Origin of the sequence: Actinoplanes sp. NPDC026623 (assembly GCF_040638275.1) — a bacterium.
Lineage (GTDB): Bacteria > Actinomycetota > Actinomycetes > Mycobacteriales > Micromonosporaceae > Actinoplanes.
Genome location: NZ_JBEZXZ010000189.1, coordinates 1 through 17501, shown reverse-complemented (window position 1 = coordinate 17501; position 17501 = coordinate 1). Strand labels below are relative to the sequence as shown.

At 72.5% G+C, this 17501-nt stretch carries 16 protein-coding genes and 1 riboswitch; of the genes, 6 read left to right on the top strand and 10 right to left on the bottom strand.

Translation table 11 applies throughout. From position 1 onward, the window contains the following. The 6 genes from AB0F10_RS36220 to AB0F10_RS36195 form a co-directional block, all read right to left on the bottom strand. Nucleotides 1–1241, bottom strand: a 1241-nt coding sequence (locus AB0F10_RS36220; RefSeq protein WP_360635890.1) for an AAA family ATPase, incomplete at its 3' end; no start/stop codon positions are given. 31 nt (nt 1242–1272) lie between these two features. Then, nucleotides 1273–1402, bottom strand: a riboswitch (cobalamin riboswitch). Nucleotides 1403–1458: 56 nt separating this feature from the next. Beyond that, entirely contained in the window at nt 1459–3018 is a 1560-nt protein-coding gene (locus AB0F10_RS36215) for a gluconokinase (protein WP_360635887.1), read from the bottom strand. Between the two features lie 93 nt (nt 3019–3111). Then, nucleotides 3112–3300 carry a hypothetical protein gene (locus AB0F10_RS36210; protein ID WP_360635884.1) on the bottom strand — a complete coding sequence of 63 codons (189 nt, stop codon included), beginning with the start codon at nt 3298–3300 and terminating at the stop codon, nt 3112–3114. A gap of 156 nt (nt 3301–3456) precedes the next feature. Then, nucleotides 3457–3981, bottom strand: coding sequence for an SRPBCC family protein (locus AB0F10_RS36205; RefSeq protein ID WP_360635881.1), 525 nt, complete (start codon nt 3979–3981; stop codon nt 3457–3459). Continuing rightward, nucleotides 3978–4283, bottom strand: a complete 306-nt coding sequence (locus tag AB0F10_RS36200; protein WP_360635878.1) for a metalloregulator ArsR/SmtB family transcription factor — start codon at nt 4281–4283, stop codon at nt 3978–3980. Before AB0F10_RS36200 ends, AB0F10_RS36205 begins: the two co-directional genes overlap by 4 nt. A gap of 109 nt (nt 4284–4392) precedes the next feature. Next, complete coding sequence (locus tag AB0F10_RS36195; RefSeq protein WP_360635875.1) at nt 4393–5676, bottom strand: citrate synthase; 1284 nt, start codon at nt 5674–5676, stop codon at nt 4393–4395. Nucleotides 5677–5893: 217 nt separating this feature from the next. Between AB0F10_RS36195 and AB0F10_RS36190 the strand changes: the two genes are divergently transcribed. The 5 genes from AB0F10_RS36190 (at nt 5894) to AB0F10_RS36170 (ending at nt 10503) form a co-directional block, all read left to right on the top strand. Next, on the top strand, nt 5894–6718 hold the full coding sequence (locus tag AB0F10_RS36190) for a universal stress protein (protein WP_360635872.1): 825 nt from the start codon (nt 5894–5896) through the stop codon (nt 6716–6718). A gap of 16 nt (nt 6719–6734) precedes the next feature. Next, entirely contained in the window at nt 6735–9032 is a 2298-nt protein-coding gene (locus tag AB0F10_RS36185; protein ID WP_360635869.1) for an EAL domain-containing protein, read from the top strand. A gap of 133 nt (nt 9033–9165) precedes the next feature. Continuing rightward, nucleotides 9166–9297 carry a hypothetical protein gene (locus AB0F10_RS36180; RefSeq protein WP_360635866.1) on the top strand — a complete coding sequence of 44 codons (132 nt, stop codon included), beginning with the start codon at nt 9166–9168 and terminating at the stop codon, nt 9295–9297. Nucleotides 9298–9335: 38 nt separating this feature from the next. Next, entirely contained in the window at nt 9336–10112 is a 777-nt protein-coding gene (locus AB0F10_RS36175) for an exodeoxyribonuclease III (protein WP_360635863.1), read from the top strand. Nucleotides 10113–10284: 172 nt separating this feature from the next. Then, nucleotides 10285–10503, top strand: a complete 219-nt coding sequence (locus AB0F10_RS36170; protein WP_360635860.1) for a hypothetical protein — start codon at nt 10285–10287, stop codon at nt 10501–10503. A 49-nt stretch (nt 10504–10552) separates the two neighbouring features. On the opposite strand, the gene AB0F10_RS36165 is transcribed toward AB0F10_RS36170, so the two are convergent. The 3 genes from AB0F10_RS36165 to hrpA form a co-directional block, all read right to left on the bottom strand. After that, on the bottom strand, nt 10553–11290 hold the full coding sequence (locus AB0F10_RS36165; protein WP_360635857.1) for a LamG-like jellyroll fold domain-containing protein: 738 nt from the start codon (nt 11288–11290) through the stop codon (nt 10553–10555). 65 nt (nt 11291–11355) lie between these two features. Next, nucleotides 11356–11736 carry a DUF6401 family natural product biosynthesis protein gene (locus tag AB0F10_RS36160; RefSeq protein ID WP_360635854.1) on the bottom strand — a complete coding sequence of 127 codons (381 nt, stop codon included), beginning with the start codon at nt 11734–11736 and terminating at the stop codon, nt 11356–11358. Nucleotides 11737–11851: 115 nt separating this feature from the next. Further along, the gene (gene hrpA, locus AB0F10_RS36155; RefSeq protein ID WP_360635851.1) at nt 11852–15781 is read right to left on the bottom strand and encodes an ATP-dependent RNA helicase HrpA; all 3930 of its coding nucleotides are present in this window, start codon (nt 15779–15781) and stop codon (nt 11852–11854) included. A 167-nt stretch (nt 15782–15948) separates the two neighbouring features. Here hrpA and AB0F10_RS36150 point away from each other — a divergent pair, with 167 nt between their 5' ends. Continuing rightward, nucleotides 15949–16314: a response regulator gene (locus AB0F10_RS36150; protein ID WP_360635848.1), complete on the top strand. Its 366-nt coding sequence runs from the start codon at nt 15949–15951 to the stop codon at nt 16312–16314. A gap of 8 nt (nt 16315–16322) precedes the next feature. Here AB0F10_RS36150 and gsmA read toward each other — a convergent pair whose 3' ends face one another. Beyond that, nucleotides 16323–17453, bottom strand: coding sequence for a sporangiospore maturation cell wall hydrolase GsmA (gene gsmA / locus AB0F10_RS36145; RefSeq protein WP_360635845.1), 1131 nt, complete (start codon nt 17451–17453; stop codon nt 16323–16325). Between the last annotated feature and the right edge of the window lie 48 nt (nt 17454–17501).

The following is a 17501-nucleotide window of genomic DNA, read 5'->3' as shown; positions in this document are numbered from 1 at the left end:
GCGGCGGCGCGGACACCGGCGTCGTCCGGTGCCTGCTCGCCGGCCGGGGCGCTCTCCGGCCGGCCGGAGGCGGAACCGGACGACTCGGGGCCACGCCGATCTCCCCCGCCATCCGGGCCGCCGCCATCGGGGCCGCCGTCGGGGCCGCCGCCGTCGGGGCCGCTGTCATCCGGGCCGTCCGGGGGGCCGTCCGGGGGGCCGTCCGGGGGCGTCGGGTCGGTGTCGTCGTCCGGGGCGCCCTGGTCCAGGGCCTCCTCCAGGCGCTGCTCGTCGGTGCCCGGCGGGTCCAGCGGATCCCTGCGCCGCCGGTGCGGCAACGCCAGCCGCGCCGCGTCGCGGATGTCGTCGACGGTGACCCGGTCGCGGCCGTGCCACGCCGCCAGTGCCACCGCGCACCGGGCGACCACGATGTCCGCCCGCATTCCGTCGACGCCGTATGCCAGGCAGACCCGGGCGATCCGGTCCAGCTCCGCGTCGGGCAGCAGCACCGCCGGCACCGCCGCGCGGGCCGCCAGGATCCGGGCCGCCAGCTCGGTCTCGGCGCCGGCGAACCGCCGGGCGAACTCGTCCGGCCCCGCCTCGTACGCGAGCCGGCGGCGCACCACCTCGGCGCGCTGTGCCGGGTCCCGGGGCGCCGCCACGGTGACCACCAGGCCGAACCGGTCGACGAGCTGCGGCCGCGGCTCGCCCTCCTCGGGGTTCATCGTGCCGACCAGCAGGAACCGGGCGGCGTGCTTGACCGACACCCCGTCGCGCTCGACGTGGGCGCGGCCCATCGCCGCCGCGTCCAGCAGCAGGTCGACGAGGTGATCCGGCAGCAGGTTCACCTCGTCGACGTAGAGCGCACCGCGATGCGCCGCCGCGAGCAGGCCCGGCTCGTAGGCCTTTACGCCGTCGGCGAGCGCACGCTGGATGTCGAGGGTGCCGACGACCCGGTCCTCGGTGGCGCCGACCGGCAGCTCGACCAGGGTGGCGGGGCGGTGCCCGTGCGGTGCGCCGGCCTCGTGCGGGCCGTCGGGGCAGCCGGGGTCGGGCGCCGCCGGGTCGCAGGCGAAGCGGCAGCCGCGGACCACGTCCACCTCGGGCAGCAACGCGGCCAGGGCGCGCACCACGGTGGACTTGGCGGTGCCCTTCTCGCCGCGGACCAGGACCCCGCCGACGGCGGGTGACACGGCCGTCAGCAGCAGCGCGAGCCGCAGGTCGTCGAGGCCGACGACGGCAGAAAACGGGTACGGCGTCACGCCCGGTCCTTTCCGCGGGTCCGCGCCCGCGTGTGGAAGGTTGCGAGCGGCCGGAGTCTCCTGACTCCCGGGAGGTGAATCCCGGTCACAGTGGCGGGACCGTCCCGGTTTCTCACCGGGTTCCTCCGCTGCCGCTCGCGAGTCACTCTTTCTCACGGCGCGGCGCGGCGTCAACGCGGGGGCCGGGTGGCCGTCCTCACCCACCCGCCGGTGTCGCTCAGATAGCCTTCTCGGTGCCCGGCAGCGGCTGGGGTGCCAGCCTGTCCAGCTCGGTGAGGACGTCCGTCACCGCCAGCGCCGAGCGTTCCACCAGCGGCCGCATCCGGCGGTAGAGGCCGGCGGCGTCCGGGTCCGGGCGGGTGGGCTCGCCGATGGCGACCAGCGCGGCGGCGCCGGCCAGATCCGGGAGCTCGCCGACGGCGTGCCGGGCGAGCAGGCAGGCGCCGAGCGCGGTGCCCTCCGGCGTGTCCGCGACGGACACCGGAAGGTCCAGGGCCGCGGCGAGCACGCCCACCCACATGTCGGAGGCGACGGCGCCGCCGGTGGCCCGGACCTCGGTCATTGCGATGCCCTCGGCCGCGAACGTGTCGCGGACCAGCGCCAGTTGCTGGCAGACCCCCTCGACCGCGGCCCGGACCAGGTGGGGGCGGCCGTGCTCGCGGCGCAGCCCGAGGTAGGCGCCGCGCATGCCGCCGCGCCACCACGGCGCCCGCTCCCCCAGCAGGTAGGGCAGGCAGAGCAGACCGTCGCTGCCCGGGGCGACCTCCGCGGCCTCCGCCAGCAGGGCGGCGTCGCGGACGTCGGCGTCCTCGCCCTCGGCGGCCGGGCGGTCGAAGCCGCCGGCGAAGGTCTCGCCGGCCCAGCGCACCACCGAGCCGGCGTTGTTGACCGCGCCGCCCACCACCCAGTGCTCCTCGGTGAGCGCGTAGCAGAACAGCCGCCCGGCCTGGTCCGCGGCCGGGCCGTTCACGATGGTACGCAGCGCGCCGCTGGTGCCCAGGGAGACGGCGGCGACCCCGGGCGCGGTGGCGCCGACGCCGAGGTTGGCCAGCGGACCGTCGGCCGCCCCGATGATCAGTGGGGTGTCCGCGGGCAGCCCCGCCGCGGCCGCAACCTCGGGGCGCAGCCGCAGCGCCCGGGTGGTCGGCACCACCTCGGCGAGCTGCTGCGCGCGCACCCCGGCGAGCTCCAGCGCCTCGGGGTCCCAGCGGCGCCGGTGGATGTCGTACATGCCGGTGCCGGAGGCGACCGAGAGGTCGAGCAGGAAGCCCTCGTCGGCGAGGCCGGCTAGGACGATCTCCTTGACGCCGCCCCAGCGCGGGGTGTCGCGCACCTTCGCCGGGTCGGTCTCCCGCCACCAGGCGAGCTTGGTCAGCGGGGACATCGGGTGCACCGGCGTGCCGGTGCGGGCCTGCAGCGCCTTGGCGCGGCCGGATTCGACGATCCGCTCGCTCAGCCGGGACGCCCGGTTGTCGGCCCAGGTGATCAGCGGGCCGAGCGGCGCGCCGGCGGCGTCCATCGGGACGAGCCCGTGCAGGAACGCGCTCAGGCCGACGGCGACGACCCGGTCGCCCTGCCCGCGCACCTGCCCGGCGATCGCGACCAGTGCCTCGATCGCCGCCTCGCGCAGCCGGCCGGGGTCGAGCTCGGCCTGCCCCGGCCCGGGCACCGAGAGCGGGTAGTGCACGCTCGCCATCGCCCTGATCTGCCCTGACGGCCCGGCGGCGACGGCCTTGGTCGCGGTGGTTCCGGTGTCGATGCCGATGACGACGTCCACGCATCCTCCTAGGTCGTCACCTGTCATGCCCGCTCGGGCCCCGGCTCATGCTGAGCGCCCGGCGCGGTCGCACGGCGGGAGGTGCGATCGACCCTAACCGGGGCGACGGACGACCTTCCTCGCCGCCCCGGGCCGGTCCACCTCGAACCGGCGGCGGTCGGCGGTCGCGCCCCGGATGAACCAGGTGCCGGCGGCGGGCCCGAGCCGATAGCCGTAGCGGTCGTCGAAGTGCTCCCGCCCGGCCAGATCCCAGCGGGGGGTCTCGTCCGGCGGCCAGGCCACGCCCCGGCCGGGCAGGGGTGCGCAACAGGCGGGACGTGCCGTTCGGCGGAGTCGCCCGGCCGGTCGCCGGCATCAGGGCCGGCAGGTTGGCGAGGGCGACCGACCGGTCGTCGCCGGCGTCGGGCAGGTGCGCGCGCGGGGCGATCTGGATGGAGGTCAGTGCGCAAGCGTCCGCGCGTAGCCGGCGCGCAGCTCCTCCCAGCCGTGGGCGACGGCGTCCCGGCCCCGGATGACGCCGACCGGGTCGCCGTCGAGCAGCCGGGCGAGGACGGCGGCGCACAGGTGCCAGCCCGCCGCGTACATCGGGGCCTCGTCGCGGTCGGCGAAGTGGTGCCGCAGGGTGAGCCGGGTGCCCTCGGGGGTCTCGGCGAGCTCCCAGCGCAGCAGGTCGCCGCCCCACGTGTATTCGAGCAGCACCGGCGCGTCGGCGCGAAGAACGGTCGCCGGCAGCTCGGTGTGGTCGGGTCCGTCCACCATGGTCAGGGTCGTCTCGCCGGTCGCGGACAGGTCGCGGGCCGCGGTGAACGGCGCCCAGCGGTCGAGGCGGGCGGGATCGGTCAGCGCGGCCCACACCGCGGCCGGCGGGTGCCGCAGGTCGCGGACGAAGATCAGGGACCACCGGTCGCCGGCGGGTGCGACGCTCGCGCCGCCGGCCGGGCCGCTGTCGAAGGTTGCGCTCATGACTCCTCCAGGTGTCGCTCCAACGCGTCCAGGTGCCGGGTCCACAACCGCCGGTAGGGCGCCAGCCACGCGTCCAGCGCCCGGAACTGGGCCGGCTCGAGCGAGTAGATGCGCTGCTGCGCGGCCGTGCGGCTGGAGACGAAGCCGGCCTCACGCAGCACCTTGAGGTGCTTGGAGACGGCGGGCTGGCTCATGGCCAGCCGGTCGACGAGCTGCCCGACGCTGCTGTCGGCGAGGCGCAGCTCGTCGAGGATGCGGCGGCGGGTCGGCTCGGCGAGCACGGCGATGGCGTCCACTGGCACCGTTCGACTATGCCACTGAGGTTATATAACCGTCAAGGCATATAGCGCGTACGGGAAAAGGCAGCGCGGCCGCCCTCCGGAGGATGACGGCCGCGCGGCGAAAAATCGATCAGCGCTCGGTGATCGGAACGAACTGACGCTCCGTCTCGCCCGTGTAGAGCTGGCGCGGGCGGCCGATCTTGGTGCTCGGGTCCGACGCCTGCTCGCCCCACTGTGCGATCCAGCCGGGCAGCCGGCCGAGCGCGAAGAGGACCGTGAACATCTTCGTCGGGAAGCCCATGGCCTTGTAGATCAGGCCGGTGTAGAAGTCGACGTTCGGGTACAGCTTGCGGGAGACGAAGTAGTCGTCCGCGAGGGCGATCTCCTCAAGCTGCAGCGCGAGCTCGAGCAGCGGGTCCGGCTTGTCCATCGTGGAGATGACGTCCTGCACGGCCTTCTTCACGATGGCGGCGCGCGGGTCGTAGTTCTTGTAGACCCGGTGGCCGAAGCCCATCAGCTTGACCCCCTTCTCCTTGGCCTTGACGCGACGCACGAAGGCGTTCACGTCGCCGCCGTCGGCGCGGATGCCCTCGAGCATCTCCAGCACCGCGGAGTTGGCGCCGCCGTGCAGCGGGCCGGAGAGGGCGTTGATGCCCGCGGAGACCGACGCGAAGAGGTTGGCCTGCGCCGAGCCCACCAGCCGCACCGTCGACGTGGAGCAGTTCTGCTCGTGGTCGGCGTGCAGCACGAAGAGCATGTCGAGGACCTTGGCCAGCGTCGGGTCCACCTCGTAGTTGACGGTGGGCAGCCCGAACGTCATGCGCAGGAAGTTCTCGACGTAGTCCAGCGAGTTGTCGGGGTACGGCAGCGGGTGGCCGATCGACTTCTTGTAGGCGTACGCCGCGATGGTCGGAAGCTTCGCCATGAGGCGAATCCCGGAGATCTCGACCTGCTCGGGGTCCGTCGGGTCGAGCGCGTCCTGGTAGAACGTCGACAGGGCCGTGACGGCCGACGAGAGCACCGCCATCGGGTGTGCGTCGCGCGGGAAGCCGGAGAAGAAGGCGCGCATCTCCTCCTGCAGCAGCGTGTGCACCCGGATCTTGTCGCCGAACTCCGCCAGCTGGGCCGGCGTGGGCAGCGCGTCGTGGATCAGCAGGTAGGAGACCTCGAGGAACGAGGCCCGGCCCGCGAGCTGCTCGATCGGGAAACCCCGATAGCGCAGGATCCCGGCGTCACCGTCGATGTAGGTGATCGCCGAGGCGCAGGAGGCCGTGTTGACGAAGCCCTGATCCAGGGTGACGTATCCGGTGTCCTTCAGCAGTGCGCTGATGTCGACGCCGCCCGGACCCTCGACCGCCGAGCGCACCGGCATGGACAACTGGCCACCGGGGTGGTCGAGCTTGACATCCGTCATTTGTATTTCCCTCACCTCACCGGCAGATGTCGCCAATTACCTGCCGTTCACCGTAAACCCTCAAGCTGAACGGGTCATCCGGCGGTCGACCGCTGAGGGATTGATCACGACCGCCTTCCCTCCACAACCATAGATAATGGTCTGTGTAGCCGCGTCGTCGCGGTGTGGAGGTGGCGAACCGATGCAGAATCCGGGCCCTGCTCCTGTCGTCGTGGGCGTGAATGGCACCGCCGCCGGACTGGCCGCAGCGCGCCTGGGCGCGCGGGAGGCGGTGGTCCGCGGACTACCGCTGCGTGTCGTGCACGTGTTCACCGGGCCGAAGACCCGTCACCTCGATGATGCACCCGATTGGTCCGGTGCGCGCCGTGACTCCATGGAGTTGGTCGCGGACGCGGTCGCGGCCGCCTCGCGGGCGGTGCCGGGGGTGCGCGTGGAGGGCCTGCTGCTGGACGGGCCGCCGGTGCGCGAGTTGCTGAGGCAGTCCCGCACGGCCGAGTTGCTGGTGATCGGCGGCGACGACTGCGCGGGCAGCCCGCGCCTGCCCATCGACTCGGTGCTGGTGCAGACCGTGTCCCGGGCCCGGTGCCCGGTCGTGGTGGCCCGGGGCGTCCGCCCGCCGGCCGGCGCGGTGCTGACGGCCACCGACGGCTCGCCGATCTCCCTGCTCGCGTTGCGGATGGCCGCGGCCGAGGGCCGGCGGCGCGGGGTCGCCGTCGAGGTCATCCACGTGATGGAGACGGCCGACGCCGAGGCGGACGGCCGGCGCCTGCTGGACGAAGCGGTGGCCGCCGTTCCCGGGTTGCGCACGGCACGGACCCGGCTGCTGGTCGGCGATCCGACGCCGACGCTGGTCCGCGCGTCCCGGCGGGGCCGCATGATGATCGTCGGGCCGCGGGGCGCCGGCGGCGGCGCCCTGCTCGGCGGCGTGGCCCTGCAGTTGCTGCGCCGGTGTGCCAGTCCCACGGTGTTTGTGCACGGAACCCCTGCCGGGGAGAGTATGTCGGCGGGTACGGTGCCAACGGCGGGGACGCTGATCAGCTGACAGGTGCCAGGGGGCGATGACGGTGCGGTCCACAGCTCCGTCGACGCCCGGTCGGCGGTGGTGGCAGTTCTTCGCGGGGGCCGGCGTGCTCGCCGCGGTGCTCTACACGCTCGAGGTCGCCCCGGCGGTCAACAGCGCCTGCTTCGTCGTGATCGGCGTCGGCACGGTCATTGCCTGCTTCGCCGCGCCCCGCCACTTCGGTGCCGAGCCCCGGGCCGCCTGGCCGTTCATGGGCGCCGCGGCGCTGTGCTTCCTGATCGGCCTGTTGATCCGGCCGGCCTGGCCGGACCACGAGCTGCTCGCCGACGCCGCCACCATCCCCGGATACCTCCTGCTGGGCATCTTCCTCGCGATGCTGCTGCGGGCGCGCGGCAGCATCGAGCGCCACGCCGTGCTCGACTGCCTCATCGTGTGCCTGGCCGCGGGGCTGGCCAGCGCGCTGCTGCTGGCCGCGCCGGCCGCGGCGATCTCCGGCCGGCCGGCGATGGTGTCGGTGGTGGCCGGCCTCTACCCGCTCTTCGACGTGGTGCTGCTGGCGCTGGGCGTCAACCTGACCTTCACCGCGCGCACCTGGCCGGTGAGCCTGGCGACGCTGGTGTGCGGCATGGCGCTGATGGTGGTCGGCGACGTCGCGTACGCGATCATCGGCGTCTCGGGGCGGACCTCCGGCTCGCCGCTGCTGAACGTGCCCTTCCTGCTCGCGTACACGTTGCTCGGGGTCACCGCGCTGCATCCGTCGGTAGTGGAACTGGGCCGCCCGGCCCGGCACCCGGTGCAGGCCTGGTCCTGGCACCGGATGCTGCTGCTGGTGCCCGCGGTGATCACGCCGTTCGTGCTGCTGGTTACGGTCGGCGGCCGGTCCCTCGAATACCGCATGCTCATCGGCGCGTGCGGCATCGCCATCGTCGCGCTCCTGATGCTGCGGGCGGTCTCCGCCGTGCAGGCGCAGGTGGCGGCGCAGCTGTACTCCGAGCACCAGGCGATGCACGATCCGCTGACCGGCCTGCCGAACCGGCGGATGCTCTCCGCCGAGATCATGCGGATGCTCGCCCGGCTGCCGGCGGACGACCCGCGCCAGGTCTGGGTCTACTTCCTCGACCTCGACGGCTTCAAGTGGGTCAACGACTCCTGGGGGCACGACACCGGCGACCAGCTCGTCATCGAGGTGGGCGCGCGGCTGCGGGCCGCGGTGCCGGCCGGCACGATGCTGGCCCGGGTCGGCGGCGACGAGTTCCTGATCGCGTACGTCGGGGGCGAGCAGGGCGCGCTGCGGCTGGTCGACGACATCCACAGGTGCTTCGCCCAGCCGCTGCCGGTACGCGACACCGAGGTCGTCATCAGCTCCTCCATCGGCATCGCGCACGCGCCCGGCGACGGCACGCCCGAGGTCACGGCGGAGGCGCTGCTGCGCGACGCCGACACCGCCATGTACCGCTCCAAGGCCGAGGGTCCCGGCCACGCGACGATCTTCGACACCTCGATGCACGACCGGGTGCGCGAGCGCATCGAGCTGGAGGGCGCGCTGCGGACGGCGCTGGCCGAGGGGCAGCTGAGCGTCGTCTACCAGCCGATCGTGCGGATGGAGTCCGCCCGGCCGGTGGGCGCCGAGGCCCTGGCGCGCTGGAACCACCCGGAGCGCGGCCCGATCCCGCCGATGACGTTCATCCCGGTCGCCGAGGAGGCCGGGCTGATCGGCGAGCTGGGCACCTGGGTGCGCAACGAGGCCCTGCGCCAGCTGGCGCGGTGGCGCGCGGACGGCACCGTCGGCACCGAGTTCTACCTGTCGATCAACGTGTCGCCGCGCCAGTTGCGCGACGCCGAGCTGCCGACGAAGGTCTCCGGCGAGCTCATGCGCCACGGGGTGCCGGCGACCGCCATCGCCCTGGAGATGACCGAGTCGGTGATGGCCGACGGCGGCAGCGTGACGGCGAAGGTCCTCTTCGAGCTGCGCGAGCTCGGCATCAAGCTGCTCGTCGACGACTTCGGCACCGGCTTCTCGGCGCTGGGCTACCTGCGCCGGTTCCCGGTGACCGGGGTGAAGATCGACCGTTCGTTCGTCTCCGGCCTGGGCGAGAACGGCGAGGACGAGGAGATCGTCCGCGCGGTCGTCGCGATGGGCCGGGCGCTGGGACTGAGCATCGTGGCGGAGGGCGTCGAGACCCGGGTGCAGCGCGACGCGCTCGGCGCCGTCGGCGTCACGCAGGGCCAGGGCTGGCTCTGGGGACCGGGCGTGCCGGCCGACGACTTCGCGAATCACTGGGGTGCGCGCCGGCACGCTCCCGGCGCTGCCCGGCTGGGCGCCGGTAACGCCTGATCCGTTGCCCCCTGGTGACAAACCTCTCGACCAGCTCTGGCGTCACGGCGACAAGTCCGGCATTATTCGCTCGGCCCGGACCCTTGCGTTCCACGCGGTCCGGCGATGACATGGAAGTCGGAGGAGGCGACACATGATGGGTTCCGTGGTCTGGCTCGTCGTCGTTCTGCTGGCCCTGGCGCTGGGCCTGGCGGGTGCGCTGCTGGCCGCCACCCGCGGCAACGCGGCGCGGATGCACGCCGAGCGCCACGCCCCTGAGCGCTGACGCTGCGAACTGCCGGGCCGGAGTGGCAGGCTGGGGCGATGCGCTTCGCCACCTGGAATGTGAACTCGGTCAAGGCCCGGCTCCCCCGGCTGCTGGAGTGGCTCGACCAGGCCGGGCCCGACGTGCTCTGCCTGCAGGAGACCAAGGTCGCGGCCGACGGTTTCCCCGCGGCCGAGGTCGCCGAGCTGGGCTATCAGACCGCCGCGTACGGGCAGGGCCGCTGGAACGGCGTCGCCCTGCTCTCCAGGATCGGCCTCGAGGACGTGCGGAACGGCTTCGACGCCGAGCCCGGCTTTCCCGATCCCGAGGCGCGGGCGATCAGCGCCACCTGCGGCGGCATCCGGTTCACCTCGGTGTACGTCCCGAACGGGCGCACCCCGGAGGACCTGCACTACGCGTACAAGCTGGCCTGGTTCGCCGCGCTGCGCGACGCCCTCGCGGCGCAGCAGGGCCCGGCCGTGGTGGCCGGCGACTTCAACGTCGCGCCGACCGACGACGACGTCTGGGACCCCGAGGTGTTCGTCGGGGCGACCCACGTCACCCCACCCGAACGCGAGGCGCTGGCCGCCCTGCGCGCGCTGGGGCTCACCGACGTGGTGCCCCGGCCACTCAAGGGTGACCGCCCGTTCACCTACTGGGACTACCGCGCCGGGATGTTCCACCAGAACAAGGGCATGCGGATCGACCTGGTCTACGCCACCGCCGGGGTGGCCGCGGCCGTGCGCGACGCCGTGGTGGACCGGGAGGCCCGCAAGGGCAAGGGCCCGTCCGATCACGCACCGATCATCGTCGACATCGAGGCGCCCGTCTCCTGAATCAGCTCGCACGGCGGTCCGCGCCGGAGTTATGGTGACCGGTATGAACTCCTGACGCCGCTAGCTCGGGCCCGTCTGCCTGGCCCTGCGCATCTGGGCGCGCCGTGTTCCGCGCGCGGACTTCATCAACTCGTTCTCCGGTTCTCGCCTCGTGTCACACGGAGGTCATTTCATGCCTGCATTTGCCGTACACGTCGATCCCGACGAACTGGCCCGCCAGGATCTGGCGGCGTCGGTGCCGAACCTCGACACGCACGCCAACCCGCCCGCGATCGCGGCGCATCACGGCGCGGACGACGCCCGGCTCGCGGCCCGGCAGCGTTCCGAACGCGACCACGCCGGCCGGGCCACCGGCGGTTCCGGGCGTTCCTACGCCTTCCGCCGCAGCTGATCGGTCCTCGGAGGGCCGGAACCCCGGCGGGTTCCGGCCCTCCCACGCGTCAGCCCAGGCGGGCGTACACGTCGTCGAGCGCGCCGTGGTACAGGTCGCTCTTGATGTTGAGGTTCGGGCCGCCGATGCGCAGCGGCATGCTGTTCGCGATCGACAGGGTCGCCGGGATCGCGGTGGTCCCCCGCTCGGTGCCGTCGACGTAGATCGACAGCGCCGCCCCGGACCGCTGGCACATGATGTCGTGCCAGGCGTTGTCCGCCACCGAAACGCTCGAGCGCACCAGGTAGACCTGGCTCACGCCCTGCCCGGAGGCCACGCAGCTGGCCTTGCCGTGGTTTCCGCCGACCTGCATCTTCCACAGGCTCTCCGTGTCGGAGACGCCCTTCTGCACGACGTTGGTGGAGCCGGTCACCTGGGCCATGGCCACCCGCACCGAGGCGCCCCAGCGGAAGCGCTGGGTACCCGGGTCCAGGTCGGCGTCGTCGGTGCCCTCGAGGATGGCCCGCGGGCAGACCGTCGCCGTTTCGGCGCAGGCGACCGGGAACGAGGCGTACTTGTCGGTGGTGCCGCTGAAGGCGACCTTGCCCGAGTCCGCCGTGCGGATGGTCAGGGACGTTCCCCGGCCCGAGGTGTCCACGATGCGGCTGGCCGTGGCGGTGCCGGCATCGAAGTTGTACCGCGCGACGGTGACCGGCGCGGGCGCCGCGACGGGGGCGGCGTTGGCAGCAAGGGCGGGCGTGGCTGTGACAGCCAGCGCGGAGGCCACTGTAATAGCAATGAGACGCATGTTACAAATAGTACGTAAAGCTCTCTATATTACAAAAACTACCGTTTACGCATTTCGGGTGATCTTCACAGCAGGCCCGCCGACTCCGCGATCATGCAGACGGCCACCAGGCGCATGAGGTGCCATTCCGCCGACAACCACGCCGAACCCGACAGGTACGCCTGACCCGGCTGTGGTACCGGGCGGCCCATCCGCGCCGCAGCCGCGGCGATCGACCTGGCGTACGCGGCCAGCCCCTCCGCGTCCACCTCGCGGTCGGCGTCCAGGAGCGCGTCGCGCACCGCCGCGGCGTGCTGGTCGACCAGGGCGAGCAGACCCGTGTCGGCGAGCGCCGCCGCGAGCCCGTCGACGCCGACCCGCGCCATCATCTCGTCCAGCAGCGCGCGGTCCGGGTCGGCGACGGGGGCGGCGAAAATCGGGGCGAAGGCTACGAATTCGTTGGTCATGGCAAGGACGCTAGGGCCTCGCGCCGCGGGTTGACAGCCAGGTAACCCAACGGCACCCAAGCACTCCCCGCCGCGCACCCGGTACGCCCGGAAACCACCCTCCCGGGCACGGAATTCAGCCCGGCAGTTGATCCATCGCCTTGTAGATCCGCTTGTCCGAGACCGGGTACGCGGTGCCGAGGGCCTGCGCGAAGAAGTTGATCCGCAACTCCTCGATCATCCAGCGGATCTCGCGCAGCCCCTCGTCGGCCGGGCCGCCCGCGGGCGACTCGGCGCGCAGCTCGCGGTACTCCTGCTCGATCTCGTGCACCTGGGCGGTCAGCTGCCGGTCCCGGGCGAGGGCGCCGCCGAGCCGGTCGAGGCGGTGCATCATGCCCCGCAGGTAGCGCGGCAGGTGGTGCAGCTGACGCCAGCCTGTCTCGGTGACGAAGCCCTGGTGCACCAGGCCCTTGAGCTGCTGACGGATGTCGGCCAGCGCCGGCAGCAGCGACGGGTCGCGGGTGCTCGCGAGCCGCTGGTCCACGTCGTACGCGGTGGCGAGCACGGCACGCACCTGGGTGACGACGTTGGCGACCGCGTCGACCAGGTCGGCGCGGACCTCGTCGCGCAGCTTCGCGAAGGACTCCTTGTCCCAGGCCGGACCGCCCGCGTCGGCGACGAGCTTGTCGACGGCCGCGCCCGCGCAGTCGTCGAGCAGGTCGGCGATCGAGCGGTAGGGGTTGCCCCGGGACAGCTCCAGCTTGGCCCGGTTGTCGAGCCGCCCCTGCAGGAAGCGGGCCGCGGGCGGGAGCGTGAGCATCAGCAGGCGGCGGGTGCCGGCCCGCATCGCCTCGCGCTGCCCGGCCTCGGTCTCGAGCACCCGGACGGCGACGCTGTCGCCCTCGTCGACGAGCGCCGGGTAGACGGTGACCTCGTAGCCGCCGCGGACCTGCGCGATCGAGCGGGACAGCATGCCGAAGTCGTTCGTCGTGATGCCGCGGCGCTCGATGTCGCCGGCGGCGGCCGAGATGGTCGCCCGCACCTTGGGCGCCAGGCCGGCGCGCAGCACGTCGAGGTCGCGGCCCTGGCCGACCATCGCGCCGTCCTCGTTCACCACCCGGAAGTTCATCCTGAGGTGGTCCGGCACCTGGTCGGGGCGCCACGCGTCGCGGGGCACGATCGTGCCGGTGAGCCGGCGCAGCTCGCCGCCGACCGCGTCGGGCAGCGGGCCGCGGCGGGCGGGCACCCGGCTCAGCACGGCCTCGGCCCAGTCGGGCACGGGCACGAAGCTGGTCCGCAGGTGCTTGGGCAGCGCGCGGATCAGCGCGACCACGACCTCCTTGCGCAGGCCCGGCACCGACCAGCCGAAGTCCTCGGCGTCGAGCTTGTTGAGCAGCGCCAGCGGCACCTGCACGGTGACGCCGTCGGCGGCGGCGCCGGGCTCGAACTGGTAGGTCAGCGGCAGCCGGACGCCGCCCGCGAGCCAGGCGTCCGGGTACGCGCCCGGGTCGACGGCGTCGCGGCCGGCGTTGACCAGCAGCTCACGGGTGAAGGTGAGCAGGCCGGGGTCCTGGTGCCTGGCCTTCTTCCACCAGGAGTCGAAGTGCCGGGCGGAGACGACGTCGGCGGGGATGCGGGCGTCGTAGAGGGCGTACACGGTCTCGTCGTCGACCGCGATGTCCCGGCGGCGGGCCCGGTTCTCGATCTCCTCGATGCGGGCCAGCAGCTTGGCGTTCTCGGCGAAGAACGGGTGGTGGGTCTCCCAGTCGCCCTCCACCAGCGCGTGCCGGATGAACAACTCGCGGCACATCGCCGGGTCGACCCGGCCGTAGCCGACCTTGCGCCGGGGCACGATCGGCAGCCCGTAGAGGGTCACCTTCTCGTACGCCATCACGGCGCCCTGCTTCTTCTCCCAGTGCGGTTCGCTGTAGCTGCGCTTGACCAGGTGCGGCGCGAGCTTCTCGGCCCATTCGGGCTCGATGCGCGCGTTCACCCGCCCCCAGAGCCGCGACGTCTCGACCAGCTCGGCCGACATCACCCAGCGCGGCTGCTTCTTGAACAGCGTGGAGCCCGGGAAGATCGCGAACTTGGCGCCGCGAGCGCCGAGATACTCGCGCTTGTCGGTGTCCTTCAGGCCGATGTGCGAGAGGAGACCGGCGAGCATGGCCGTGTGCACGGCCTGGCCCCCGGCGAGCTCGTCCCGCTCGACGAGGGTGAGTTCGAGCGTACGGGCGACCTGTCGCAGCTGCGAGTAGATGTCCTGCCACTCGCGGACCCGCAGGTAGTTGAGGAACTCGGCGCGGCACAGCCGGCGGAACTGGTTGCCGGACAGCTCGCGCTGCTTCTCCCGCAGGTAGCGCCACAGGTTGAGGTAGCTGAAGAAGTCGGATTCCTTGTCGGCGAACCGGGCGTGCTTCTCGTCGGCCTGCTGCTGCTTGTCGGCCGGGCGTTCCCGGGGGTCCTGGATGGACAGCGCCGCGGTGATGACCATGACCTCGGCGAGGCAGTCCTGCTTGTCCGCCTCGATGACCATGCGGGCCAGCCGGGGGTCGACCGGCAACTGGGCGAGCTGGCGGCCCATCGGGGTGAGCTTGCGCTGCTCGAGGGCGCCGAGCTCCTCCAGCAGCTTGACGCCGTCGGTGACGTTGCGCTGATCCGGCGGGTCGATGAACGGGAACGCGGCCAGGTCGCCGAGCCCCAGGCTGGTCATCTGCAGGATGACGCTGGCCAGGTTGGTCCGCAGGATCTCCGGCTCGGTGAACGCCGGCCGCGCCTCGAAGTCCTCCTCCGAGTAGAGCCGGATGCAGATGCCGTCCGACGTGCGCCCGCAGCGGCCCTTGCGCTGGTTGGCGCTGGCCTGCGACACCGCCTCGATCGGCAGCCGCTGCACCTTGAGCCGGCTGCTGTATCGCGAGACCCGCGCGGTGCCCGGGTCGATCACGTAGCGGATGCCGGGGACGGTCAGCGACGTCTCGGCCACGTTGGTCGCGAGCACGACCCGGCGGCCGGTGTGCGCCTGGAAGACCCTGTGCTGCTCGGCCGCGGAGAGCCGGCCGTACAGCGGGACGATCTCGGTGTTCTTCAGGTCGCGGCGGTTGAGCGCGTCCGCGGTGTCGCGGATCTCCCGCTCGCCGCTGAGGAAGACCAGGATGTCGCCGCTGCTCTCGGCCCCCAGCTCGTCGACGGCGGCGGCGATGCCGTCCACCTGGTCGATCGGCTCCTCGCGGAGCTCCTCGTCCTCCTCGCCGGCGAACCGGGCCAGCGGGCGGTAGCGCACCTCGACCGGATAGGTACGCCCGGACACCTCGATGACCGGCGCCGGCTGTCCGCCCGCCGGGGCGAAATGCTCGGCGAAGCGCCCGGTCTCGATCGTCGCCGACGTGATGATCAGCTTGAGGTCCGGGCGCTTCGGCAGCAGCTGGGCCAGGTAGCCGAGGATGAAGTCGATGTTGAGGCTGCGCTCGTGCGCCTCGTCGATGATCAGCGTGTCGTAGCGGCGCAGCATCCGGTCGGTCTGGATCTCGGCGAGCAGGATGCCGTCCGTCATCACCTTGACCATGGTCTCGTCGGTGACCTGGTCGGTGAAGCGGACCTTGTAGCCGACCGTCGAGCCCAGCGGGGTGCCGAGCTCCTCGGCGATGCGCTCGGCGACCGTGCGGGCCGCGATCCGGCGCGGCTGGGTGTGACCGATCTGGCCGCGGACGCCCCGGCCCAGCTCCAGGCAGATCTTCGGCAGCTGGGTGGTCTTGCCCGAGCCGGTCTCGCCCGCGATCACCACGACCTGGTGGTCGCGGATGGCGGCCATGATGTCGTCGCGGCGCCGGCTGACCGGCAACTCGTCGGGGTAGGTGATCGGCGGGACGGCGGCCAGCCGCGCGTCGCGGCGCTGCTCGGCCTGGGTGACCTCGGCGGCGATCTCGGTGAGCACGGCGGAGCGCGCGAGCTCGTCGCGGATCCGGCGGGTGCCCTCGAGCCGCCGCTGAAGCCGGCGTTCGTCGCGGGGTAGCAGGTCGGACATGCGGCGGCGAAGCTCGGCGAGGTCCTGGCTAAGGGGCGTTACAGACATGGCGCGTCAACAATAGGCAGATCCGCCGCGATCCGCCTCGTGATTAACGCCGCCCTGCCCCCGCGGCCCGCGAAGGAGGACGTCCCGTGTCCCCCGGCGGGCTCGTTCGGTAACTCATCGACAGCACTTCCGGCCGGATCCCCGGCAGAACGAGAGCCGAGGCCTCCATGATCGTCGTCGCCGAGGACCACGAGGACATCCGCTTCGTCCTGCAGCGCGCCCTGGAGCGTGCCGGCCACCAGGTGATCACCGCCAGCGACGGTGCCGCCGCCCTCGAGGCGGTCCGCGCGCACCTGCCCGACGTGGTCGTGACCGACGTGGACATGCCCCGGATGAACGGGCTCGACCTGTGCCGGGCGATCCGGGCCGATGCCGGCCTCCGGCACATCCCGGTGGTGCTGGCCAGCGGTTCCATCATGCCGGGCGACGAGCGGGTCGCCGAGGTCGGCGCGAACGCGACGCTGCTCAAGCCGTTCCTGCCCGCTCAGCTGCTGGCCTGCATCGCGGCGCTGCTACCGCAGCGGTCGCTCTGACCGGCGGTTCACTTCCAGGTGTCGTACTGGTAGAGGTCGTAGGACTGCATGATGCCGGTGACCTTCTCGACGTACTTCGGGTCGGTCGCGTACCCGGCCTGCCACACCTTCTTGATGAAGTTGTTCGCGTCCTTGGTGTAGGCGAAGGCGCCGGCGTAGCGGCTGTTGGACCTCAGGAAGCTGCCGTGGTCACGGAACGAGTCGGCCTGGCTGGCGTAGGTCCGGAAGCTCGCCGTTGTGACGAAGCACTCGCCGGCCTTGGTGCACTCGTTGGTGCGCACGGTGCGGCAACCGTTGGCGATCTTGCCGTAGCCGCCGTTCTGGCACTTGATGCCGAAGTAATTCTTGCTGGTCGCCGACAGGTCGCTGCGGCCCCAGCCGGACTCGAGGATGGCCTGGGCGATGGTGACCGACGGCGGTACGCCGTTCGCGCGCCAGTCGGCCTGCGCGCCGGGCACCGCAGCCCTGATGAACTGCGCCGGGGTCAGGTTGACCACGGGGGCCACCGGGGTCGGCGTGCTGGTGGCCGCGCACACCGGCAGCGCGCCGGAGTAGAGGTAGGCGTTCGAGATGTAGCTGCCGGCCCGGGTGCGGTCCCACCGGGTGGTGGCGCGGACGGTGCCCTTGACCAGGTCGCCGGTGACCGAGCAGGCCAGATCGACCTTCGCGCCGCTGGCGACGGAGCCGGCGACGGCCGACTTGATCGAGGCGCCGGCGCGCAGGTTGACCTTGCCGTCGGCGCTCTTGACCGTGCCGACGACGTACCGGGGGGCGGCGGGCTTGGCGGCCGGCGCACAGCGCGGGATCTTGCCGGACGTCTGCACGTAGGCGTGCGAGACGTAGCGCCCCGTGCCGATGCGGTCCCAGGCGGTGGTCGTGCGCACCGTGCCCGTGACCCGCTGTCCGGTGATGACGCAGGCGACGGTCACCTTCTGGTTCTTGCGCACCGTTCCCACGATCTTCGCGGTCTGCGAGGGCGCGGAGCGCACCTTCAGCGTGGTGGCGGTCTTGATGGTGGCGGACACCCCGGCGGCGTTGGCGGCACCGGGCGCTACGACCACTGCGGCAACGAGCCCGGCCGGCAATGCCAGCATGGTGAGCAGTCGGCGGGTGGTGAGCGACATCAGATCCCCATCCATCTCGGCCGGCGCGATATCCCGGCGTCCAGATGAAGATCCCGCCGCGCT